This window comes from Colwellia sp. SU-HH00943 (genome assembly GCF_057546125.1).
In genome coordinates this window covers 70,588-88,118 of sequence record NZ_BAAJLW010000006.1, presented here as the reverse complement: position 1 = coordinate 88,118, position 17,531 = coordinate 70,588, and the positions used below count along the sequence as shown (strand labels likewise).

Sequence of the window (17,531 nt, the reverse complement as noted above, 5' to 3'; positions counted from 1 at the left end):
CTTTTGATTATTCACTGGGAATAGTTAGATGAAAAATACTACCCTCATCTTCAAAACTCGTTACCTGCATTGTCCCACCAGCACTTTCAATAAACTGCTTAGCTTCGTATACACCAATACCCATTCCAGCATTGCCTTTAGTAGTGTCAAAAGGCTTAAATAGGCGGTGCTTAATAAAATCACTCGACATGCCACAACCGTTATCTAGCACGGCTAAGTGTAAATTGTCGGCAATGAGTTCCGCCCTAATTTTAACCCAGCCATCATCTGGTGTAGCCTCTTGAGCATTTTGTACTAAATGGTTTAAAACCGAATAAAAGGTCTCTTCATCAATGACCACTTCAATCTCAACCGATACTTCAAGTGTTACCTTGGGTAAAGCAATATTACGTTGTTTTGCTACTTTTTCCATCAATTGATTAACACTTACGCGTTTTTTTGTTGATTCAGCCACTTGCTTATTTCTCAACTGGTTCAACACTTTCTCTAATCTTTCGGTGGCAGAGTCAATCGTTTCAAAAACATCATCAATAAAATCAGGATTATTACGGTGTCGTTTAGCGTTAGCGTTAATCAAACCAAGTTGAGCCTGAATATTTTTTAAATCATGCACTAGAAACGCCGACATACGGTTAAAGGCATCAAATTGTTTAGACTCGGCCAATTTGTCATTAGCCTCATTTAATGACATGTAATTACTTAATTGCTTGGAAATGGCAAATAATAAATCCCTATCTTCCCAATTTAACAGATTACGCTCTTTTGGTAATGACAGTATGAAAAATCCCCAGATATGTGCACTTTTAAAAATGGGAATAATAATATCAATATTTCGTGAACGACAGAATTCAAAATCTAACTCTAAATCAGGGTAGCTATTCTCAATACTGGCAAATTCACGAACATCAATTATCCAACCGCGTTTTTGACAAAAATCATCCGCTCTAGACAAATGATGTAATTCTCGACTTTCTAATGACAGCTCCTGTTGATATAACACTTTATAAGTGCCTATAGAGGCTTTACTGATTAAAGCTCCACGTTCAATATTCAATGACGAACAAATAATTTTCGTGGCTGTTTGATAATAATTATCTGAATTTACATGGCTTAATTGATCTATTGATTTAAGCCACTCAAGGCGATAATCATATTTATTTGCAAAGAAATGCTTAGTAATGAAAACTTTAACTTCTCTACGTAACTTTTCAGTAACCAATAAAGCCGCTAAAACACTGCCACCTAAGATAATAAAAGCGATACTCACCACATCGCCCCAGGCACCACCAAAATAATTTATCACATAGCCTGCGATGGCCAAAAGCAATAAATATAGCCCAGAAATAAGTAACATAGAGCTATAAAAAACCACATCACGCGACACAAAAACATTCACAGACCAGTTTTTAATTCGTCTAGTGCTTACCAAAATCAACGGCATACCAATTGCTGCAATATAACCTCGGGCATACCAATAGCTAAAATCTAACTGGTTTACCATCGCAGCTTGAGCAAATATAACAAAATCAAAAACAGTACTCATGCCCAACGAAATAATTAACGACCATAAGGCCCACTTAATTTTTACATCTGCATTTCGATATAATTGCTCGAGCAAAACCATCAGCCATAGATTCAATAATAAAAATAGTGAAAATATGAACTTAGCACCTTGGGGCTGAAATAATGCACCTAACCAACAAAGGGCAGAAGCAACAAACCAAATGAGTATATACTGTTTAATTTTTGGCTTTTTAAATGCAAGCCTAAGAGAATGGACATTAGCCTGTGTACATAAAATTAATAATGACCAAATAGCAAGTTTAAAGGTCTCAATCAAGAGTACCGTAAATAATGAAAAACCTTGATCAATTTGTAGAACCGCTGCAATTGAGGAAGCAAAAACCAGTGTACTGCCAAGTAAAACTAAACGGCCTGATAAGGTTTTATTGCGTGCAGCTAATAATAATAGAATAAATACCAAATAGGCACAGCTTGCAAGTAAGTACCCTGAAATTCCAATCACTGCCATTCATTATTCCTAATTTTATTATGGTATTTAACTCAATTTTTTTCTATTGTACTCACTCACAAAAGATAATTCGACAAATGTAAGCATTATTTACACATTTACATTAGAATACCGACGACTCTTGATTAAGCCAATGTTTTAAAAGAATTATTACAACTAGGCACAAAAACTGCAGTAAAGTATTAATATTGATATAATCGCTGCTGTTTGTAAAAATAACTGACAGTATGCTAGTTACTGCTGCAAGTAAGCTAAAAGTAAAAAGGATTAATGAAATGTTAGAGCACAACAACAACTCCACGGAGCAAAATACATCGTCTTCAAAAACTGAAGGCTCTACTACAAACGCAAGACGTGGCTTTCTTAAAAAAGCGGCGATTGGCGCGCCTATTATTATTGCTAGTTCAGCTACGCCTGCATGGGGCAGAGGCTGCATGACTTCAGGTAAAATATCTGGAAACATGTCAAACCATGATCATTCTACCGACGATAAAAGTGGAAAAAGTCCAGTATTCTGGGAAAACAGGTGTGTAGATATAAATAACGACGACTACTGCAAAAAAGATCGAAGAGGTCGCGTTGTTAAAAAACGTGGTAAAAGACAATTGGATGACTGGTGTAAAGACAAAGAAAACCAATATTTCTTAGACTTTGGAAAAAGAGGCGATGATAACTTTTCTGGAAAGTCATGCCGTTCAGACTCTCAAATTAGTGATAGCGGCCGAATTAGAAACATGCTTTCAGGCTTAGATGATTTTAATTGTCAAATAGCAGCAGCTATCATTAATTCAAAAGTCAAAAAAGTGAGATACGATTATAGTCATAATGATGTCTCAACAATCTATATTAAAGCTAAAAACAAGCCAAAAGACAGAAAAAGAGTCACGGATATGTTTAAAGCTATTCATAATTCATAATCATTTTTTATGAAGATAACTGTTGGCACTGCCTTAAGTTATAAAGAGTACGAAGACAAAGTTTTAGTGTTTGACCAAGATTCAGGTCAAACACATTGCCTTGATAGCAACACCAAAGAGTTACTCGATTTACTTTCTACTAACAAAGTAAATACGTCATCAGAAGTTAAACAATTTTTTATTCAAGATTGTTCAAATGATGAAAAAGCTATACTAAGTGACTATATTCAGGCTATGATTGACGAACTCTTAACATTAAAATTAATTTACGCTTATTCGTAGCTAAGTCTATTAATAGCCTAATAATTAATAAAAAATCCGTGCCTAAACCACAAACTCTAAACAGCCTTACCGCCAACCAAATATCAGAAAGTTTAAAAAAAGAAGGGCTTGTCCTTGCAGTTGGCCCTTTTGTCTTTTGCATTCAATCTCAATTAACTAGTATTGCTATTAATATACAAAAGCTTTATGGGGACTTCCCATTGTTAAGCCATGATGATGTTATTGATTTTTACATCACTATAAAAGTGGTTGGTGGCATACGCCGGTTTATTAAGCCCCAAATTAACTTCCACTATGACGATACTGTTCCTTTTCTCCCTTTACCCATTAGCCAAGCTTTTCCGTTATTAGAATGGGGGATGAACTGGTGTATAGCACAGCATGCTCATCAATACTTATTACTTCATAGTGCTGTTTTAGAAAAAAATGGCAAATCAGTGATATTACCTGCAGAGTCTGGCTCAGGTAAAAGTACTTTATGTGCACTACTGGCCATAAATGGATGGCGCTTATTATCTGATGAAATGGCTTTGATAGACTTAAAGAAATATCAATTACACGCATTAGCACGGCCAATAAGCTTAAAAAACCAATCAATCAGTGTTATTAAAAACCAGCCTTGTGAGACTATCTTTGGTGAGGTGGTTGATGACACAAATAAAGGCACAATAAGTCACCTAAAACCATCAAAATTAAGTGTTAAACATGTAAAAAAAACAGCTATTCCCACGGCTATCATTTTTCCTAAGTACCAAGCGCAACAAGCTATAAAGGTCAATAAAACAGATAAAGCTACAGCCTTCATGAATGTAGTAGAAAACAGTTTTAATTATGCTGTTTTAGCTCAAGCTGGCTTTGATGCAGTAGCTCACCTTATTGATAACTCGCAATGTTACAATCTTTGCTACAGTAGTACGGAAGAAGTTCTGGCTTTTTTTGAGGAGATAGCTCGATAATATGAAACCTTCTCTACTACTTCAAGTTTTACAATCACCTGAAATTATTAAAAATTTCAATATGAGACAGTGGAATTTACTGCTACGACAAGCAACTAGTTCAAAAATGTTAACTAGGTTAGCCTACAGTTTTGATGCGCTTAATTTAATGAATAATGTTCCTGAGAAAATTCAAGATCATATTCATGTTGAAAAACTAAAAGTAAAGCACTTACACGTACAAGTAAAACAAGAAACACAAGAGTTAAACCAAATGTTTAATTCATTGCATATTCCAATAATATACCTCAAAGGTGCTGCTTACTTACTTTCAGATATGCCTTTAGCAGAAGGGCGAATTTTCTCTGATATTGATATATTACTCAAGCAAGAAGATATTCCTAAAGCTGAAATCGAATTAAAATATTTAGGTTGGAAGTCACAAAAAACAACCGATCATGATCAAGCATATTACCGAAATTACATGCATGAAATACCTCCCATGCAAAATATTTTACGCGGTACTGTTATAGATATTCATCACAACATTTTACCTGTCTGTAATGATAAAAAGATAGATATCAACTTATTAACCGTTGATGCAAAGCTGCTTGAAACGCAAAGAGCCCACGACCTCCCATGCCATGTTTTATCTCCAGCGGCTATGTTTTTGCACAGTGCTATCCATTTATTTCATGAAGGAGAGCTAGAGCAAGGGCTGCGAGGTTTATCAGATCTCTCTCTGTTATTAGAAGACTTTGAGCAAAAGGAAGAAAACTTTACTGAGCAGCTTATCGACTTAGCTAGCAAAATTGATCAGCAGCAATCGTTATTTTATGCCTTCCGCTATTTATCAATGCTACTTCACTATAAACTATCAAAAGAAGTGCAAACCTTTGTTAATCAATACGAACAACATGAGTCACATCTAAAGCTGAAAGACTTTATGTTTAGAGAGTTATTAGACGTACATCACAGCACACGCTCTTCATGGCGATTCTCCCTTAGTGTACAGCTTGCTTACTGGCGAGGTCACCTATTGCGTATGCCACTACGACTACTTATTCCTCATCTCATAAGAAAATCATGGCTACAGTTATGTGAATTTATGAAGAAAGAACCTGACAGTACTAAAAATGTCGAAGCTTTAAATCCTCGTTTTAAGGCTTCAGATAAAGAAGATTAATTAATTCATTATTTAATTCAATCAGCTTCTTAACGCTTCTCTAAGGCTTTATCTCGAGTAAAGGCATGTTCTTCTTCATTGCGAGTAAAGATTTGCGTTAACACAGGTACCAACAAAAAGCTTGATAGTGCTGAAACACATAAGCCAGAAATCAATACCACACCTAAAGGTTGCCATAAGCCACCACCAAGAATAGTTAAAGGCAATAGGCCAACAATGGTGGTCAATGTTGTCAGTAATATTGGGGTAAAGCGTGTAACACTGGCACTTAAAATAGCGTCCAATGTATCAAAGCCACCTATAATGTTGCGATTAGTGGTATCGATTAAAATAATGGCATTATTTACAACAATACCAAACAAGCTTATCAAGCCGATAAAAGCCATCATTGAAAATGACAAACCAGTAAAATATAAACCAATTACAGAGCCTGCCATAGCAAAGGGAATTGAACTGAAAATAATAATGGGTTGTAAAAAAGATTTAAACTGCAATACCAATACACCAAAAATACCAATCGCTGTAATGATCATTATCTGCACTAAGCCTGAAAATGATTCTTGCCTTGATTCTTCCTCACCACCCAATGAAAAGTACATTCCTTGAGGCAATGAATATTGCTGTAAGTACTCAACCATTTGCATGGTTAATTCATTAATTGAGTAGCCTTTAGCCACATCTGCAGACACCTTTGCCATCCGTAATTTCTGGTAATGGAAAAAGTCTGTTTTGCCCTTTTGAAGCCCTAAGGTAACAATCTGATTTAACGGAATATCTTCCCCTTGTTGATTATTGATATAAATATCTGCCAAGCCATCAACATCAGGATTATTTTTACGTACTACAATGGGGTAATCTTCACCGTTGACATCATTAAATCGGCCTACATCGGTACCCGACAAAATTGTTTTCAAGGTATTATCTAAGGTATGAATATCTACATTACTCAAACCTGCTTGATCATAGTTAATATTCAATGCTAATTCTGTATTCGCTAAACCAATAGGGTTATCGATATTAATAATTCCCTGAGTTGCTGCCATTTTAGCCGCTAAGTCATTAGCCACTATCTCTAAATCCTCAAGAGACTCGCTCATTAAGCGAATAGAGATTGGCTGATCGGTAACGGGTCCTTGAGTAAACTCTTTCACATTGATCGTGGCTTCTGACCAAGTCGAAAATTCATTACGTAACGCTTCGACCAGCTCAGTCGCTTTTACAGCATCATATTCTTTAAGTACCACTAAGATCTGTCCAAAAGTGACTCTGCCTCGTTTAGGGATCTCATTGTAATAAATACGAGGATTTGAATTACCAATATTTAAAGCTATTTTGTCAACGAGCGGTTGCGTTTCGACATGAGCCGCCACACGCTTGACAACCTGATCGGTATGCTTAAACGATGAGTTCACAGGTGTTTCAACATCAATTAAGATCATCGGTTTTTCAGCGCGAGGAAATAAGCTCACACCAACCTCACTAAATAAAGAAAACATACCAAACAAACATATGCCAGCAAGTACAAGAACAAACCAGCGTAGCGCTAGTACTTTCTGTAAAATCTTTTGATAAAGACCTTCTGCAAAACCGTTTACATAATGCTGTAACGTTTTAATTTTTGAAGGCTTTAAGGTGAAGAAGTGGCTAGCAATTAACGGCGTCAGTGTTAAAGCAATTAATAATGAAGCTAATAATACCAACACTACAGTAACCGGCATTGATCGAACAAAATCGCCAGTACTGCTGCTCAGCATCAGCATAGGCAGAAAAGCCAACATAGTCGTTATGGTGCCACTCGTCACAGCCCAGCCTACTCTACCTGTCCCAACTTTGGCCGCTTCTCTTAAATTTGAACAATAGCGCTTTTCTCGGTGAATGCTTTCAGTCACCACTATCGCATTATCCACTAATAAGCCTAAGGCGATGATCAAGCCAACAATCGACATTTGTTGAAGACCAAAGCCAGCAAAATCTAACAATCCTATGGCAATTAAAAAAGACAACGGAATAGCGGCAATAACAACGATAGATTCACGTAAACCTAAAAATATTAACGCCAAAAGGCCAACTAACACCAACCCCTGCCCTAAATTTTCAAAAAAGCCATTCACTCTCGTTTCAACACTATCAGCTTGTTGAAAGATTACGGCTAGCTTAACCTGCTCTGGTAAACTCTTTTTAAATGCGGCTATCTCAGCATTCATTTTCTCTGTCAGTGTGAAAATATTACTACCTGAGCGCTGTTCCGCGGTGATAAAAATAACGGGGCGATTATCATAATAAGCGAGATAACTTGGCTCTCTATCTGCGAATTCAACCGTCGCAACATCTTTTAAACGTAGTACAAACTCATCATTAGAAGAAATAACAGTATTGGCAATATCCTCAATATTATTAAAGTTACCACTACTTTTAACATTAAAACGACGTGTATTAGCATCAACAAACCCAGGAGCAATGTTCACTGCTCTACCCTGTAAAACGGCATTAATTGTAGTGACAGAAATACCATAGTGCTGCAATAAATCGAGTTTTAAATCGACAGCAACAATTTGTTGAGGATAGCCCCAAATATCTGCTTTTCGTAAGTTAGCAATGGTCTCTAAACGCTTCTCTAATTGCTTAGCATAAAATTCTGTTACTTTATAATCATTAGGCTCGCTCCATAAAGCCAACTGCATAATAGCGACACTACTTGGCGTAGCTTTTAACACCAACAATTGCTGAATCCCAACAGGTAAGTCGGGTTTTACCGTTGCAATAGCCTGCTTAATTTTATTAAAGGAAGCTTCAGCATCAGTACCATAAGTGAAGGTAACAGTAATTCTTGCAGCGCCGTTACGTACTTCAGATTCAATTTTTTTTATATTCGCTATATCAGCAATTTCTTCTTCAAGAATATCAACCACCAGGGTTTCAATATCACTGGGTGAAGCGCCTGGGTAAATAACTTCAACCATAGTTATAGGTAGGTCAAACTGAGGATCTTCAGAGCGTGGCATGTTCAAGTATGACACTATCCCCACCAAGACTAACAAGGTAATAATAGTTATCGTAAACTGGGCGTTTTTTATCGCTAAGCTAGGTAACTTCATTTGTGATTATTGCTCTGGTAAATGTAGCGAAAGCTTATTCCACCCTTGGGTGATCACAGCTAGCGAAGGAGAGTTTTCATGAGCTTGCAAATACAAGTAATCATTATCAATTTTATAGATTGCAAATGACTCTTGCGCTGGCTTATTATTCTTTTCTATTGCAACCAAGGCTTTACCATTTTTATCCACGGCATTAAGCGCTTCAATAGGTAAACGATAAACATAGTCTTGGCTCTGCGCATAAATTAAGATTTGAGCTAATTGTCCAACGATAAGAGGACGAGTAAAGCTGGTAGCAGGTAAAAGAACTTCGATATTAAACAAATGGCTTTGACTATCTGCCATGGCTGGAATTTTACTAATTCTGCCATCAATTAAGCCAAAATGAGCCAAATGAATTTTTACTTGTTGATTCACATGTACAAAAGCAATTTCTTCACCTGTAAGGGCAACACTGACGATTAAATTATTATCAAGTGCTGCAACATTCAATGCGACTTTGTTAGGTGATTGTAGCTCGCCTAAATCAGTATTTCGTGCCACAACAACACCATCAAAAGGCGCAAATACTTGTGCTTTATCAACATTATAAAAAGCTACTCGATACGCAGCTCTCGTGGTATCAACGGCAGTAAGAGCATCATCCAACTCTCGCTGAGTTGATAAGTTTTTCTTCAATAGCGACTTAATTCGATTTGCATTACGTTTAGCTTGCAACAAACGCGCATATGAGGCATTTTTTTCAGCAATCAATTCTTCTGTATCTAAAGCCGCTAGCAGTTGCTTGTTAGTAAATATATCTCCTTCATCAACATTCAACTGCGTTAAAAAGCCCGCTGTTTTAAAAGATAAATTCACAGTGCGTTTAAAATTAACTTTGCCTGAACGCTTAATTACCTGTGTGTATGGCTCGGGAGAGAAAGTAGATAATTGATAACCCTCTGTCATCATAGTCTGAGCATGACTAGTAAAGCCAAATAAAACGCAGTAGCTGGCAAAAAACAAACAAGTAAATTTAGATTTGGATAAACATTTCAACAAGGAAAGAGGCTGCATTTTCATCACAATAAAAGAGTAAATTTTTCAAAAGATTGAGTATAACTACTACTTTAGGCAGTTTTTTCAATAAAGTACATTAATTATTGAACTCAACGTATGACAAAGTGCAAAGCATAATGTTATGAAATAGCCGCCACTAAAGTTATATTTTTCAACACCGAATTTACTATAAATAGCGTGTTACATTGCTACACGCATTCTTACACCATAAATTAAAGTATTCTCATCCATAGGGTTTAACGCTGGATTGGCTATGTATTGAATATCAGCGGTAACTTCAAAGTAATCTAGCGGTTTCATTATATAAAAAACCTCAGTTGTAACTTGATTGTCGGCGTTATCAACACTCCCCCAGTTTACAGCTAACCCAAGATTATTTGCTTCACCACCAAGCCCATAATAACCAAAACCAGCACTTAAAGATTTTTCCATCAAGGTACCAGCATCTTTTGAATATCCTGCACGGACAAATGGCAACCATTTACCGTCAATTAAACGCGAAGCTGAGAAATTAATACCGTAACCTTTCGTTGAACCTTGCACTTCACTTTCATCAGCATGCCATAATGTTGCGTGAATATTGTCAACGTAGATATGGCCTTGTGATTTAGTCCATCCCAATTCAACACTCTTAAAATATTTATTTTCGGTAAAAAAGGTATCAAAGCCATTGAGGATATCAGTTGGGTCTGAGTTCATATCAGTTAAACTACCAATAATGTAGTATTCATCCGATAACATCATGCCTCCGGCAACACCTAAGGTTGCATCACCTGGCAGAGCCATGGTTGTTGTACCTGTACTAAAAGCAAAGTTCATAAAACCTGTCCACGGGCTCGCCAGCGCATAAACATCGACAAAATCTGTTACATCGAGAAAACCAGCGACGACAGTTGCCTTGCCATCCATTAGCTTTTGTTTGTAATATAGGTTAGTAAAGCGGAATCCTTCATCACTAAATGGCGGAGCAACCAAACCTAGACCGCCGGCCCCAAATTCAAAGCCATTGGCTGAAGTATCAGTGTAGGCATGGCGATGCTCCACTTTCCACACTAAACCACCGGTTTCTTTGGTGCCAACACCGATAGGGTTCCAGCTGCCATAGAAACGAATCATGCCACTGCCAGCATTATCATCAGAGCCTGGTAACACATTACTTGCACCGAGAAATACGGTGGAATAATCTACCGACATTTTTAAGTTGTTTTTTTCTAGTTGCGTTCTAAAGCTTGGTTTTGATTTTTTATCATTTTCAGCAATTTGGTTATCAACCGCATCCGGGCCACCAAAGTTAGCTCCTTTGTCTTCGCTTGCGCCTTCTTGGCCAGCAAATGTTGTTGATGTTGCTAATACAGCAGAGATAGCTAGCGCTGTAAGTGTTTTTTGAAAGAACATATTTACTCCATTAATTCTATTAATCTGCTAATTTAACTGAATTTTTATTTATTCAGTTTAGCTAAATATAATATTTTTTATAGTGTTAAAATTCCGCGTAAGCCCATAACCCAGTTTGTTGATGACTGGTCTGCTAATGACGCAGGATTTTTCAATAGTTGTATATCGGGTGTTAGTGCAAAGTTTTTAGAAAGTTGAAATTTATAAGAAGTTTCAAATACCCATTCACTAGATCTATCTATGCTTGTTGATCTATCATTTAACTCATTCCAAGCAAGGCCAATAGTTAAGTTCTGCGTTGGACTTGTTGTTATATCAACACCAGCACTTAATGACTGGGTTGCCGCCACTCCTGCACCACCGTCAGAGTTGCCATAACGAAGAAAAGGTAATACCCCTTCACATAACTGGTAACTAGCGCTTAATAGCCATCCTGAACCCTTGCTAGTTCCAACCAGTTCTCTGGCATCTTTTTGCCAATAGGTTAGTTGCACGCGATCAGTTTTTTGGTGAGCGGCACTTGGTGTCCAGCCAAATTCAAGCGCCGTTAAGTACTCACCTTCTTGAATGGTATCAAGGTCAAACTCACCGCTCGAGGCGTTGGCATCATATATATGAGCACCTAACCAGATGTTTTCATGAACATAGCCTTTTACTACAGCACCTAAAGCCCCAATGCCCGTTGTCCCCATAGTGGTATTTAAGATAAAAGCTCTGTTGAAAAAACCTCGGCCAAAGGTTTGAAAAGCAAACGCGTCCAAGTAGGCATCAAAGGCTAAGCGACCAATAGCGAGCCCTACAGTATTATTGTTAAATCCTTGCGTCCAGTTTATAACCGACAAGTCAGTAGAAAAGTTATCACTGTAACCAAAACCAGTATTAAATCCACCAGCTATAGCGCCTCCTAGTGTTGCAGGAGCTTGCAATCCACCGAGTTCTGAGCGGTTTTCAACCCGCCAATTTAAACTGCCCGTTGAACCGTCAGACAAGGTTAACGCTCCCCAGCTTCCTTGAAACCGATAAACACCGCCAGCGGCATTAGTGTCATCATTAGCAGACTCATCTGCTTCTTGATATAACCAATAAACACTCAGACCAAAACTTACGTTATGATCTTCTTTAATTTTACGCTTCCAATCAAAGTAAGGTTTAAATGTGGTTTGAAAGGTATTGAACTGATAAATTGATGCGCGCTCTTTATCGTTATCTTCTAGCTCTTCTTTGACACTCGAAGCGCCAGATAAGGTTGCAGAGCTAGCATAGCCTGATTGAGTATGGTCTGGTGACTCAGTAGCATGAACTCCATAAGGTATAGCTAACGTCAATGCAAATGAAACTGCAAAGGTATAGTTATTCATTTTATTTACATTTATTGATTCCAAGGCGCTGAAACCACAGGACTTATTGATATTCTTATTTGGTGCTGCGCTGAGTAGTTTTCGTCTCGGGCAACATTATTCCAATATTGTAATTGGAATTTCCAAGGTCTGCCCATGATGACAGTTGTTTTGGCGATACCAACACCTAAAGGTAAAGTAAGCTTATCTTTTTCTTTGGTGTGGTCATAACTAATATTTGGGCCAGCCGCAAACTGCCAACCGCCACCTAAAGGAAAGGCATACCAATAGGCAAGAGAGGTAATATCTATGTCTGCTTCGCCTGAACCCGCAAAGTCCCATTGATGTGAAAGTAAACCACCAACCGTGCCCCACTTGCCAATTGCGCCTAGTAGTAGTTCCGGACCGGCAGCCCATTTATCTTTTCCTAATAAATCGTTGGTTGCTGTTGGCATGGTGGCTATCATACCACCGCCCCATAAAATTCCTGACTTTTCAGTAGTACCCCATGATAAGTCAAAACCAATATCGCCTAGGTCAACACCCTCTGAAGAAAATTTACCATTGCCTTGCGGTACAGGTTCATTAAAAAAGACAGGGATTGCAGGCCTGAAAAATACGACGCCGTTATCTTTGCCTTGATCGTCTTTTAGTTTAAAAGGAAAAACTGTTTGAAAAACATAGCGCATTGAAGACTGCTCTGAGGCGCCATCTAAATCACCATCAAAGCTAACAAAATCAATATGGTTACCAACAGTCATAACAGGCGAGGTAGGGTTAGATAGTTTGGCTGCTAATTCATCAGCTGTGGGTTTAACTGTACCACCACTGCTAGTGGTTTTAGTCGCAGCAACATTAATTTTTTCACCTTGTATAATAATAATATTTTGTTGACCCGTAGTGGTTTGGGTTACGCGATATTCATTGTTTTTAGCGGTGTTTTTTTCAAAGGTAAAACACTGAAAATCGCCATCAATTTTCACACACGCTTGTTGATTCTCTACCTTCCATTCTCGTTGAAAAGTGTCACCCCAAGCAGATACTTTACCTGTTCCGTCTGCATTGAAAGTAGCGGTAGATTTCACTTTATCAGTTAAGTTGGTTTCCATTTGGGTATCAGAGAACAGCGCTTTGATTGTTGTTTCATCAGATATCTTTTGCCATGACTGGGCATAACTTGAGCTAATGAAACTCAATAATAGTGTTGTAGTAAAGGTTAGTTTTATTAACATAGTACGGAACTCCTTTCTTGCTAAAATGTTAGGCTATTTCTCAGTAATAGCATGATAACATTTTAGTTTTTCGTTAATGTGAATGATTGTCATTTTGCGACGTTAACTTTAACTTTGTGCCTGCAGGTTTATTTTTACAGGCTTATTTTTTGCAGATATCTATGCCGGTGCAAATAGCTTCTCCACTTGTTAAATGTTTCCCCTGTTTATTACGTAAGCCACTTAGGGTAAGGTTCAAAAAATGCGGTTGCTTTTGTTGGTCAGCAATAGATACCATCATAAAATGATCCATATAATTGCCATCGTCAGCAGGCACATGCGCACCACCTGTGGTACCTAATTGAATATAATCTCTTTCAAAGCGTTTTATGTAATGGTAGCTATGAGTATGACCATTAAAAACCGTGTAATCTCGGCCTTGTAAGCTTTGTTCTAGGCTAAGAAAGCCTGAAACTTTGCTTTGTTTCCACAGCGGTTTGTGCATAAAAACAAACGTCCACTTCACACCTTGGTTAGCCTTTAAGACTTGCTGGAAATAATCACTTTGTTGTTTACTAATTTGTCCATATTTTCGTTCAAATAAGTTGGCGTATTCCGTGTTTGCAAATTGCGCAGGGTTTGTTTTATAAACTTCAATGGCGTCTAAGCGCAGTTGTGCCATTTCGGCAAAGCGGTTGTCGGCAAAATCTTCTGAATCGAGTACCAGAAACAAAACGTCTTGATGGCGAAAGTGATAAAACCTCGGGGCGATGTTTTCATGCCACCATTGTCGTTGTACTAGGTTAGCGATGTCGTGATTACCGACCACGGGAAAAAAAGGTACTTTGGTTCGACTAATACGTTGATTAAATAGTTGCCACTCTTTGTCGAGTACATTAATGTCCTCACTACCGCCTTCAATCAAATCACCAATACTGATAATAAAATCTGGCTGTAAAGCGGTTAACCCTTCAACAGCAACATCAAAAACACCGGCACGTTCACCACCAGTTAAGTCTCCAATAATAGCAAACCTAACCGGTTCATTTTGCTGAGAAATCACAGGTAGCTTTGGTGAGTTTGCATAACTAGAATGGCAAACCATAAAGCTTATCAAAACTAAACCGAGTAAACTAATTAATCTCATTTTGTCTCTTATCAATTGCTAGAAACGCATATTTAATTATATTGAGTGATCTTATAATGTGTTTTTATAAAATTCGCCATCTTTAACAATTACTTTAATTTTCTCAGCAAAGTTAGCAACTACTGCAACATCTTTTAATGGGTTACCATCCACTAGCAATATATCAGCGTAAGCTCCCTTTTTTATGACTCCTAATGGACCTAACTTATAAGGGTTTTTTGTACCTGATTTTGCTAGCCATTTAGCTGCATTTGAAGTGTTTTGACGAAGAATTTCAACATTAGAAAACCAACGTTGCCTAAGCACCATATCTTCTGCTGTTTTTTCGATAATACCGTCCTGCCATAAATCAGCACCAGCAAAAGTATCTACTTTATGTTTGGCAATCAGTTTAAGCATATTGTCAGCGCCGTCTCTTACTTGACGACCTTTTTTGATGTTTTCTGGCCCAAACCCCGCCAATTTTTCCGGCGCTTTAAAAATCTCAACTGCAGCATAAGGTTGTAATGACATTACTGCTCCGAGCTTTTTCATACGCTTAACTGTTGGTTCCGTAATCAAAAATCCATGTTCGATACAACGCCCCCCGGCATCTAAGACTCTATTTACTGAAGTATCTGTATAAGCATGAGCACAGACATAAGTACCAAAATCAGCAGCAGCATCTACAATGGCTTTAATCTCATCTTCAGCCATAGTATCAGCATGTAATGGATCAAAGTCTGAGGCAACACCACCGCCTACCATAATTTTAATTTGCGAAGCGCCATAACGTAATAATGTTCTTACTGCAGCTCTGGCTTCTGTTGGACCGGTAATAACATTAGCATCACCACGTTTTGAAAAAACATCTTGATTTGGTTTTTCACTGTACATGGCTAAATCATTATGGCCAGAAATAGCCGTGATAGCACCGCCACTGGAATATACACGTGGACCTTTTAAATTGCCCTCTTTAAGGTGTTTGGCAATGCCTAAGCTATTACCGCCAACATCGCGCACAGTGGTGTACCCCATAGCCATGTAGCGTTCTAAAACACTCATTGCCAGTGCACCTGAGGCTTGTGCATCGTAATCAGTGCGCATAACTGCAACACCTTTGGAGTACATTAAGTGAGTATGCATATCGATTAAACCCGGCATTAAGGTTTTGCCGTTAGCGTTAATTACGGTGGCGGCTTTATTGGCTTTAATGGTGTTGTTAGAAATGCTTTTGATGAGGTTATCTTCAACTAATACATTCATGTTGTTTTGTAGTTTTTCATTAACACCATCAAAAATATTCACATTGGTAAATAATATTTGGCTCGGCTCTTTGGCAAAGGTATTGCCAACAATAACAAAACTCAATAGAGCAGCACTAAATGGGGCGAGTAGATTCTTCATTATATATTCCTCAAATTTTTAATGAATAATAAAAAAGGCACTTACTTTTCAGTAAATACCTTTTTATCTAATTATTATCAATTATACACTGGGTTAAAGTATGTTTTTATGCACTTGGCCATTTTTCATAATCAATTTAAACTTAGTTTTATACTCGTTTAGCACTTCAAGTCTTTCAAGTGGGTTACCGTCAACTAAAATTAAATCAGCATAAGCACCTTTTTTAATAACACCTAAATCACCGTATTTATATGGGTTTTGCCCACCTGACCAACTTAAAACCTTAGCGGCTTCCGACGTACCCATCTTCATTATTTTATATGGACTAGCACCAACTTTTTGCATCCATACCATATTGTCAGCTTGTTGGTTATTATATGCTGGGCCAAACATATCACCACCAGTAACAATAATAATGTCATGTTTAAGTGCCCACTTAAACATTTGCACTGCGCCAGTATAAACTTTAGCTGCTTTAGCTTTCTGATCAGCACTAAAGAAAGTTATCGCTTCAGGATTGGCAAAAGCTTTTAATGACATTACAGCTTGTGCAGAAAGTGCCACACCTTCTTTTTTCATGCGTTTAATGGTTTTTTCTGAGACTAGAAAGTTATGTTCAATGGTTCTAACACCAGCATCAATTGCACGGTTTACACTGCGATCATGATAAGCATGTACAGTTACATAAGAGCCATAATCTTTTGCTACTTCTACAGCAGCTTCAAATTCTTCTACTGAAAACTGTGTTGCGTGTAATGGGTCAAATTCACTGGCAACACCGCCACCTGCCATCAATTTGATGTGCGTAGCACCCGCTCTAAAGTTTTGACGCGCTGCACGGCGTACCTCTGTTTTACCATCTACAATATAACCAAAACCATGTTTTTCTAAATCATCTTCCGCGCCTGGTTGATCATTAAAGCTACCGGTATCGGCATGACCACCGGTTTGACTTAAAAAGCCACCTGCTGGGAAAATACGTGGGCCTTGCAATAAACCATTATTAATTGCTTTAGCTATACCTAAATCATTACAACCAGCACTTCTTGCCGTGGTGAAACCCTGATCAAGATATTGCATCATAGATACGTGAGCACGTGCACCCATTGTCATTTGATCATAGTTATCACGACCAACTAACATGCCTTCTTGTATACAAAAGTGAGAATGCATATCAATAAGGCCGGGAATCATGGTTTTACCCTTGCCATCTATTACTTTCACATCGGCAGCTACGGCAAGGCCTGTGCCGATAGATTTAATTAGCTCACCTTCTATAAGTACATCTTGGACCTTACTAAGGTTCTTTGAAGTTCCATCCCAGACTTTGACGTTTTTAATTAAAGTTTGCTCTGCTGCAAAAACAGCTGAAGACAAAGAAAGTGCGATAGTTGCGGTAACAATTACTTTAGCTATTGCGCTTCTTATGGCGGATTTTTGTGAAGTCATTATTTGTCCCTTAATAAAATATGATGTTGAGTTATTTTGTACCGTTTTGAGTATAGGCCATATTAATTTTTTATTAATAAAATATGATTTATGTACCTAT

Annotated in this window: 13 protein-coding genes; 4 read left to right on the top strand and 9 right to left on the bottom strand. The window is 37.8% G+C overall.

The window, feature by feature from the left end; genetic code table 11:
* Positions 1–7 precede the first annotated feature (7 nt).
* Positions 8–2,032, bottom strand: coding sequence for an XrtA/PEP-CTERM system histidine kinase PrsK (prsK, locus tag AC27GZ_RS15435; protein ID WP_487096262.1), 2,025 nt, complete (start codon positions 2,030–2,032; stop codon positions 8–10).
* Between the two features lie 275 nt (positions 2,033–2,307).
* On the opposite strand from prsK, the gene AC27GZ_RS15430 reads away from it, so the two are divergent.
* The 4 genes from AC27GZ_RS15430 to AC27GZ_RS15415 are packed head-to-tail and all read left to right on the top strand — an operon-like array spanning position 2,308 to position 5,352.
* Positions 2,308–2,949, top strand: a complete 642-nt coding sequence (locus tag AC27GZ_RS15430) for a hypothetical protein (RefSeq protein WP_487096261.1) — start codon at positions 2,308–2,310, stop codon at positions 2,947–2,949.
* A gap of 9 nt (positions 2,950–2,958) precedes the next feature.
* The gene (locus AC27GZ_RS15425) at positions 2,959–3,231 is read left to right on the top strand and encodes an HPr-rel-A system PqqD family peptide chaperone (protein WP_487096260.1); all 273 of its coding nucleotides are present in this window, start codon (positions 2,959–2,961) and stop codon (positions 3,229–3,231) included.
* Positions 3,232–3,269: 38 nt separating this feature from the next.
* Positions 3,270–4,187 carry an HprK-related kinase A gene (locus tag AC27GZ_RS15420; protein WP_487096259.1) on the top strand — a complete coding sequence of 306 codons (918 nt, stop codon included), beginning with the start codon at positions 3,270–3,272 and terminating at the stop codon, positions 4,185–4,187.
* A 1-nt stretch (position 4,188) separates the two neighbouring features.
* Complete coding sequence (locus AC27GZ_RS15415) at positions 4,189–5,352, top strand: nucleotidyltransferase family protein (protein ID WP_487096258.1); 1,164 nt, start codon at positions 4,189–4,191, stop codon at positions 5,350–5,352.
* 29 nt (positions 5,353–5,381) lie between these two features.
* On the opposite strand, the gene AC27GZ_RS15410 is transcribed toward AC27GZ_RS15415, so the two are convergent.
* The 8 genes from AC27GZ_RS15410 to AC27GZ_RS15375 form a co-directional block, all read right to left on the bottom strand.
* Positions 5,382–8,447 (bottom strand): efflux RND transporter permease subunit, encoded by a 3,066-nt coding sequence (locus AC27GZ_RS15410; RefSeq protein ID WP_487096257.1) that lies wholly within the window; start codon positions 8,445–8,447, stop codon positions 5,382–5,384.
* A 6-nt stretch (positions 8,448–8,453) separates the two neighbouring features.
* Positions 8,454–9,398 carry an efflux RND transporter periplasmic adaptor subunit gene (locus AC27GZ_RS15405; RefSeq protein WP_487096256.1) on the bottom strand — a complete coding sequence of 315 codons (945 nt, stop codon included), beginning with the start codon at positions 9,396–9,398 and terminating at the stop codon, positions 8,454–8,456.
* Positions 9,399–9,686: 288 nt separating this feature from the next.
* Positions 9,687–10,901 carry a carbohydrate porin gene (locus AC27GZ_RS15400; protein WP_487096255.1) on the bottom strand — a complete coding sequence of 405 codons (1,215 nt, stop codon included), beginning with the start codon at positions 10,899–10,901 and terminating at the stop codon, positions 9,687–9,689.
* A gap of 77 nt (positions 10,902–10,978) precedes the next feature.
* Positions 10,979–12,259: a carbohydrate porin gene (locus AC27GZ_RS15395; protein WP_487096254.1), complete on the bottom strand. Its 1,281-nt coding sequence runs from the start codon at positions 12,257–12,259 to the stop codon at positions 10,979–10,981.
* Between the two features lie 11 nt (positions 12,260–12,270).
* Positions 12,271–13,470: a hypothetical protein gene (locus tag AC27GZ_RS15390; protein WP_487096253.1), complete on the bottom strand. Its 1,200-nt coding sequence runs from the start codon at positions 13,468–13,470 to the stop codon at positions 12,271–12,273.
* A gap of 142 nt (positions 13,471–13,612) precedes the next feature.
* Positions 13,613–14,596: a metallophosphoesterase family protein gene (locus AC27GZ_RS15385; RefSeq protein ID WP_487096252.1), complete on the bottom strand. Its 984-nt coding sequence runs from the start codon at positions 14,594–14,596 to the stop codon at positions 13,613–13,615.
* Between the two features lie 51 nt (positions 14,597–14,647).
* Positions 14,648–15,982, bottom strand: a complete 1,335-nt coding sequence (locus tag AC27GZ_RS15380; protein ID WP_487096251.1) for a metal-dependent hydrolase family protein — start codon at positions 15,980–15,982, stop codon at positions 14,648–14,650.
* Between the two features lie 93 nt (positions 15,983–16,075).
* Entirely contained in the window at positions 16,076–17,431 is a 1,356-nt protein-coding gene (locus AC27GZ_RS15375; protein WP_487096250.1) for a metal-dependent hydrolase family protein, read from the bottom strand.
* Positions 17,432–17,531: the final 100 nt, after the last annotated feature.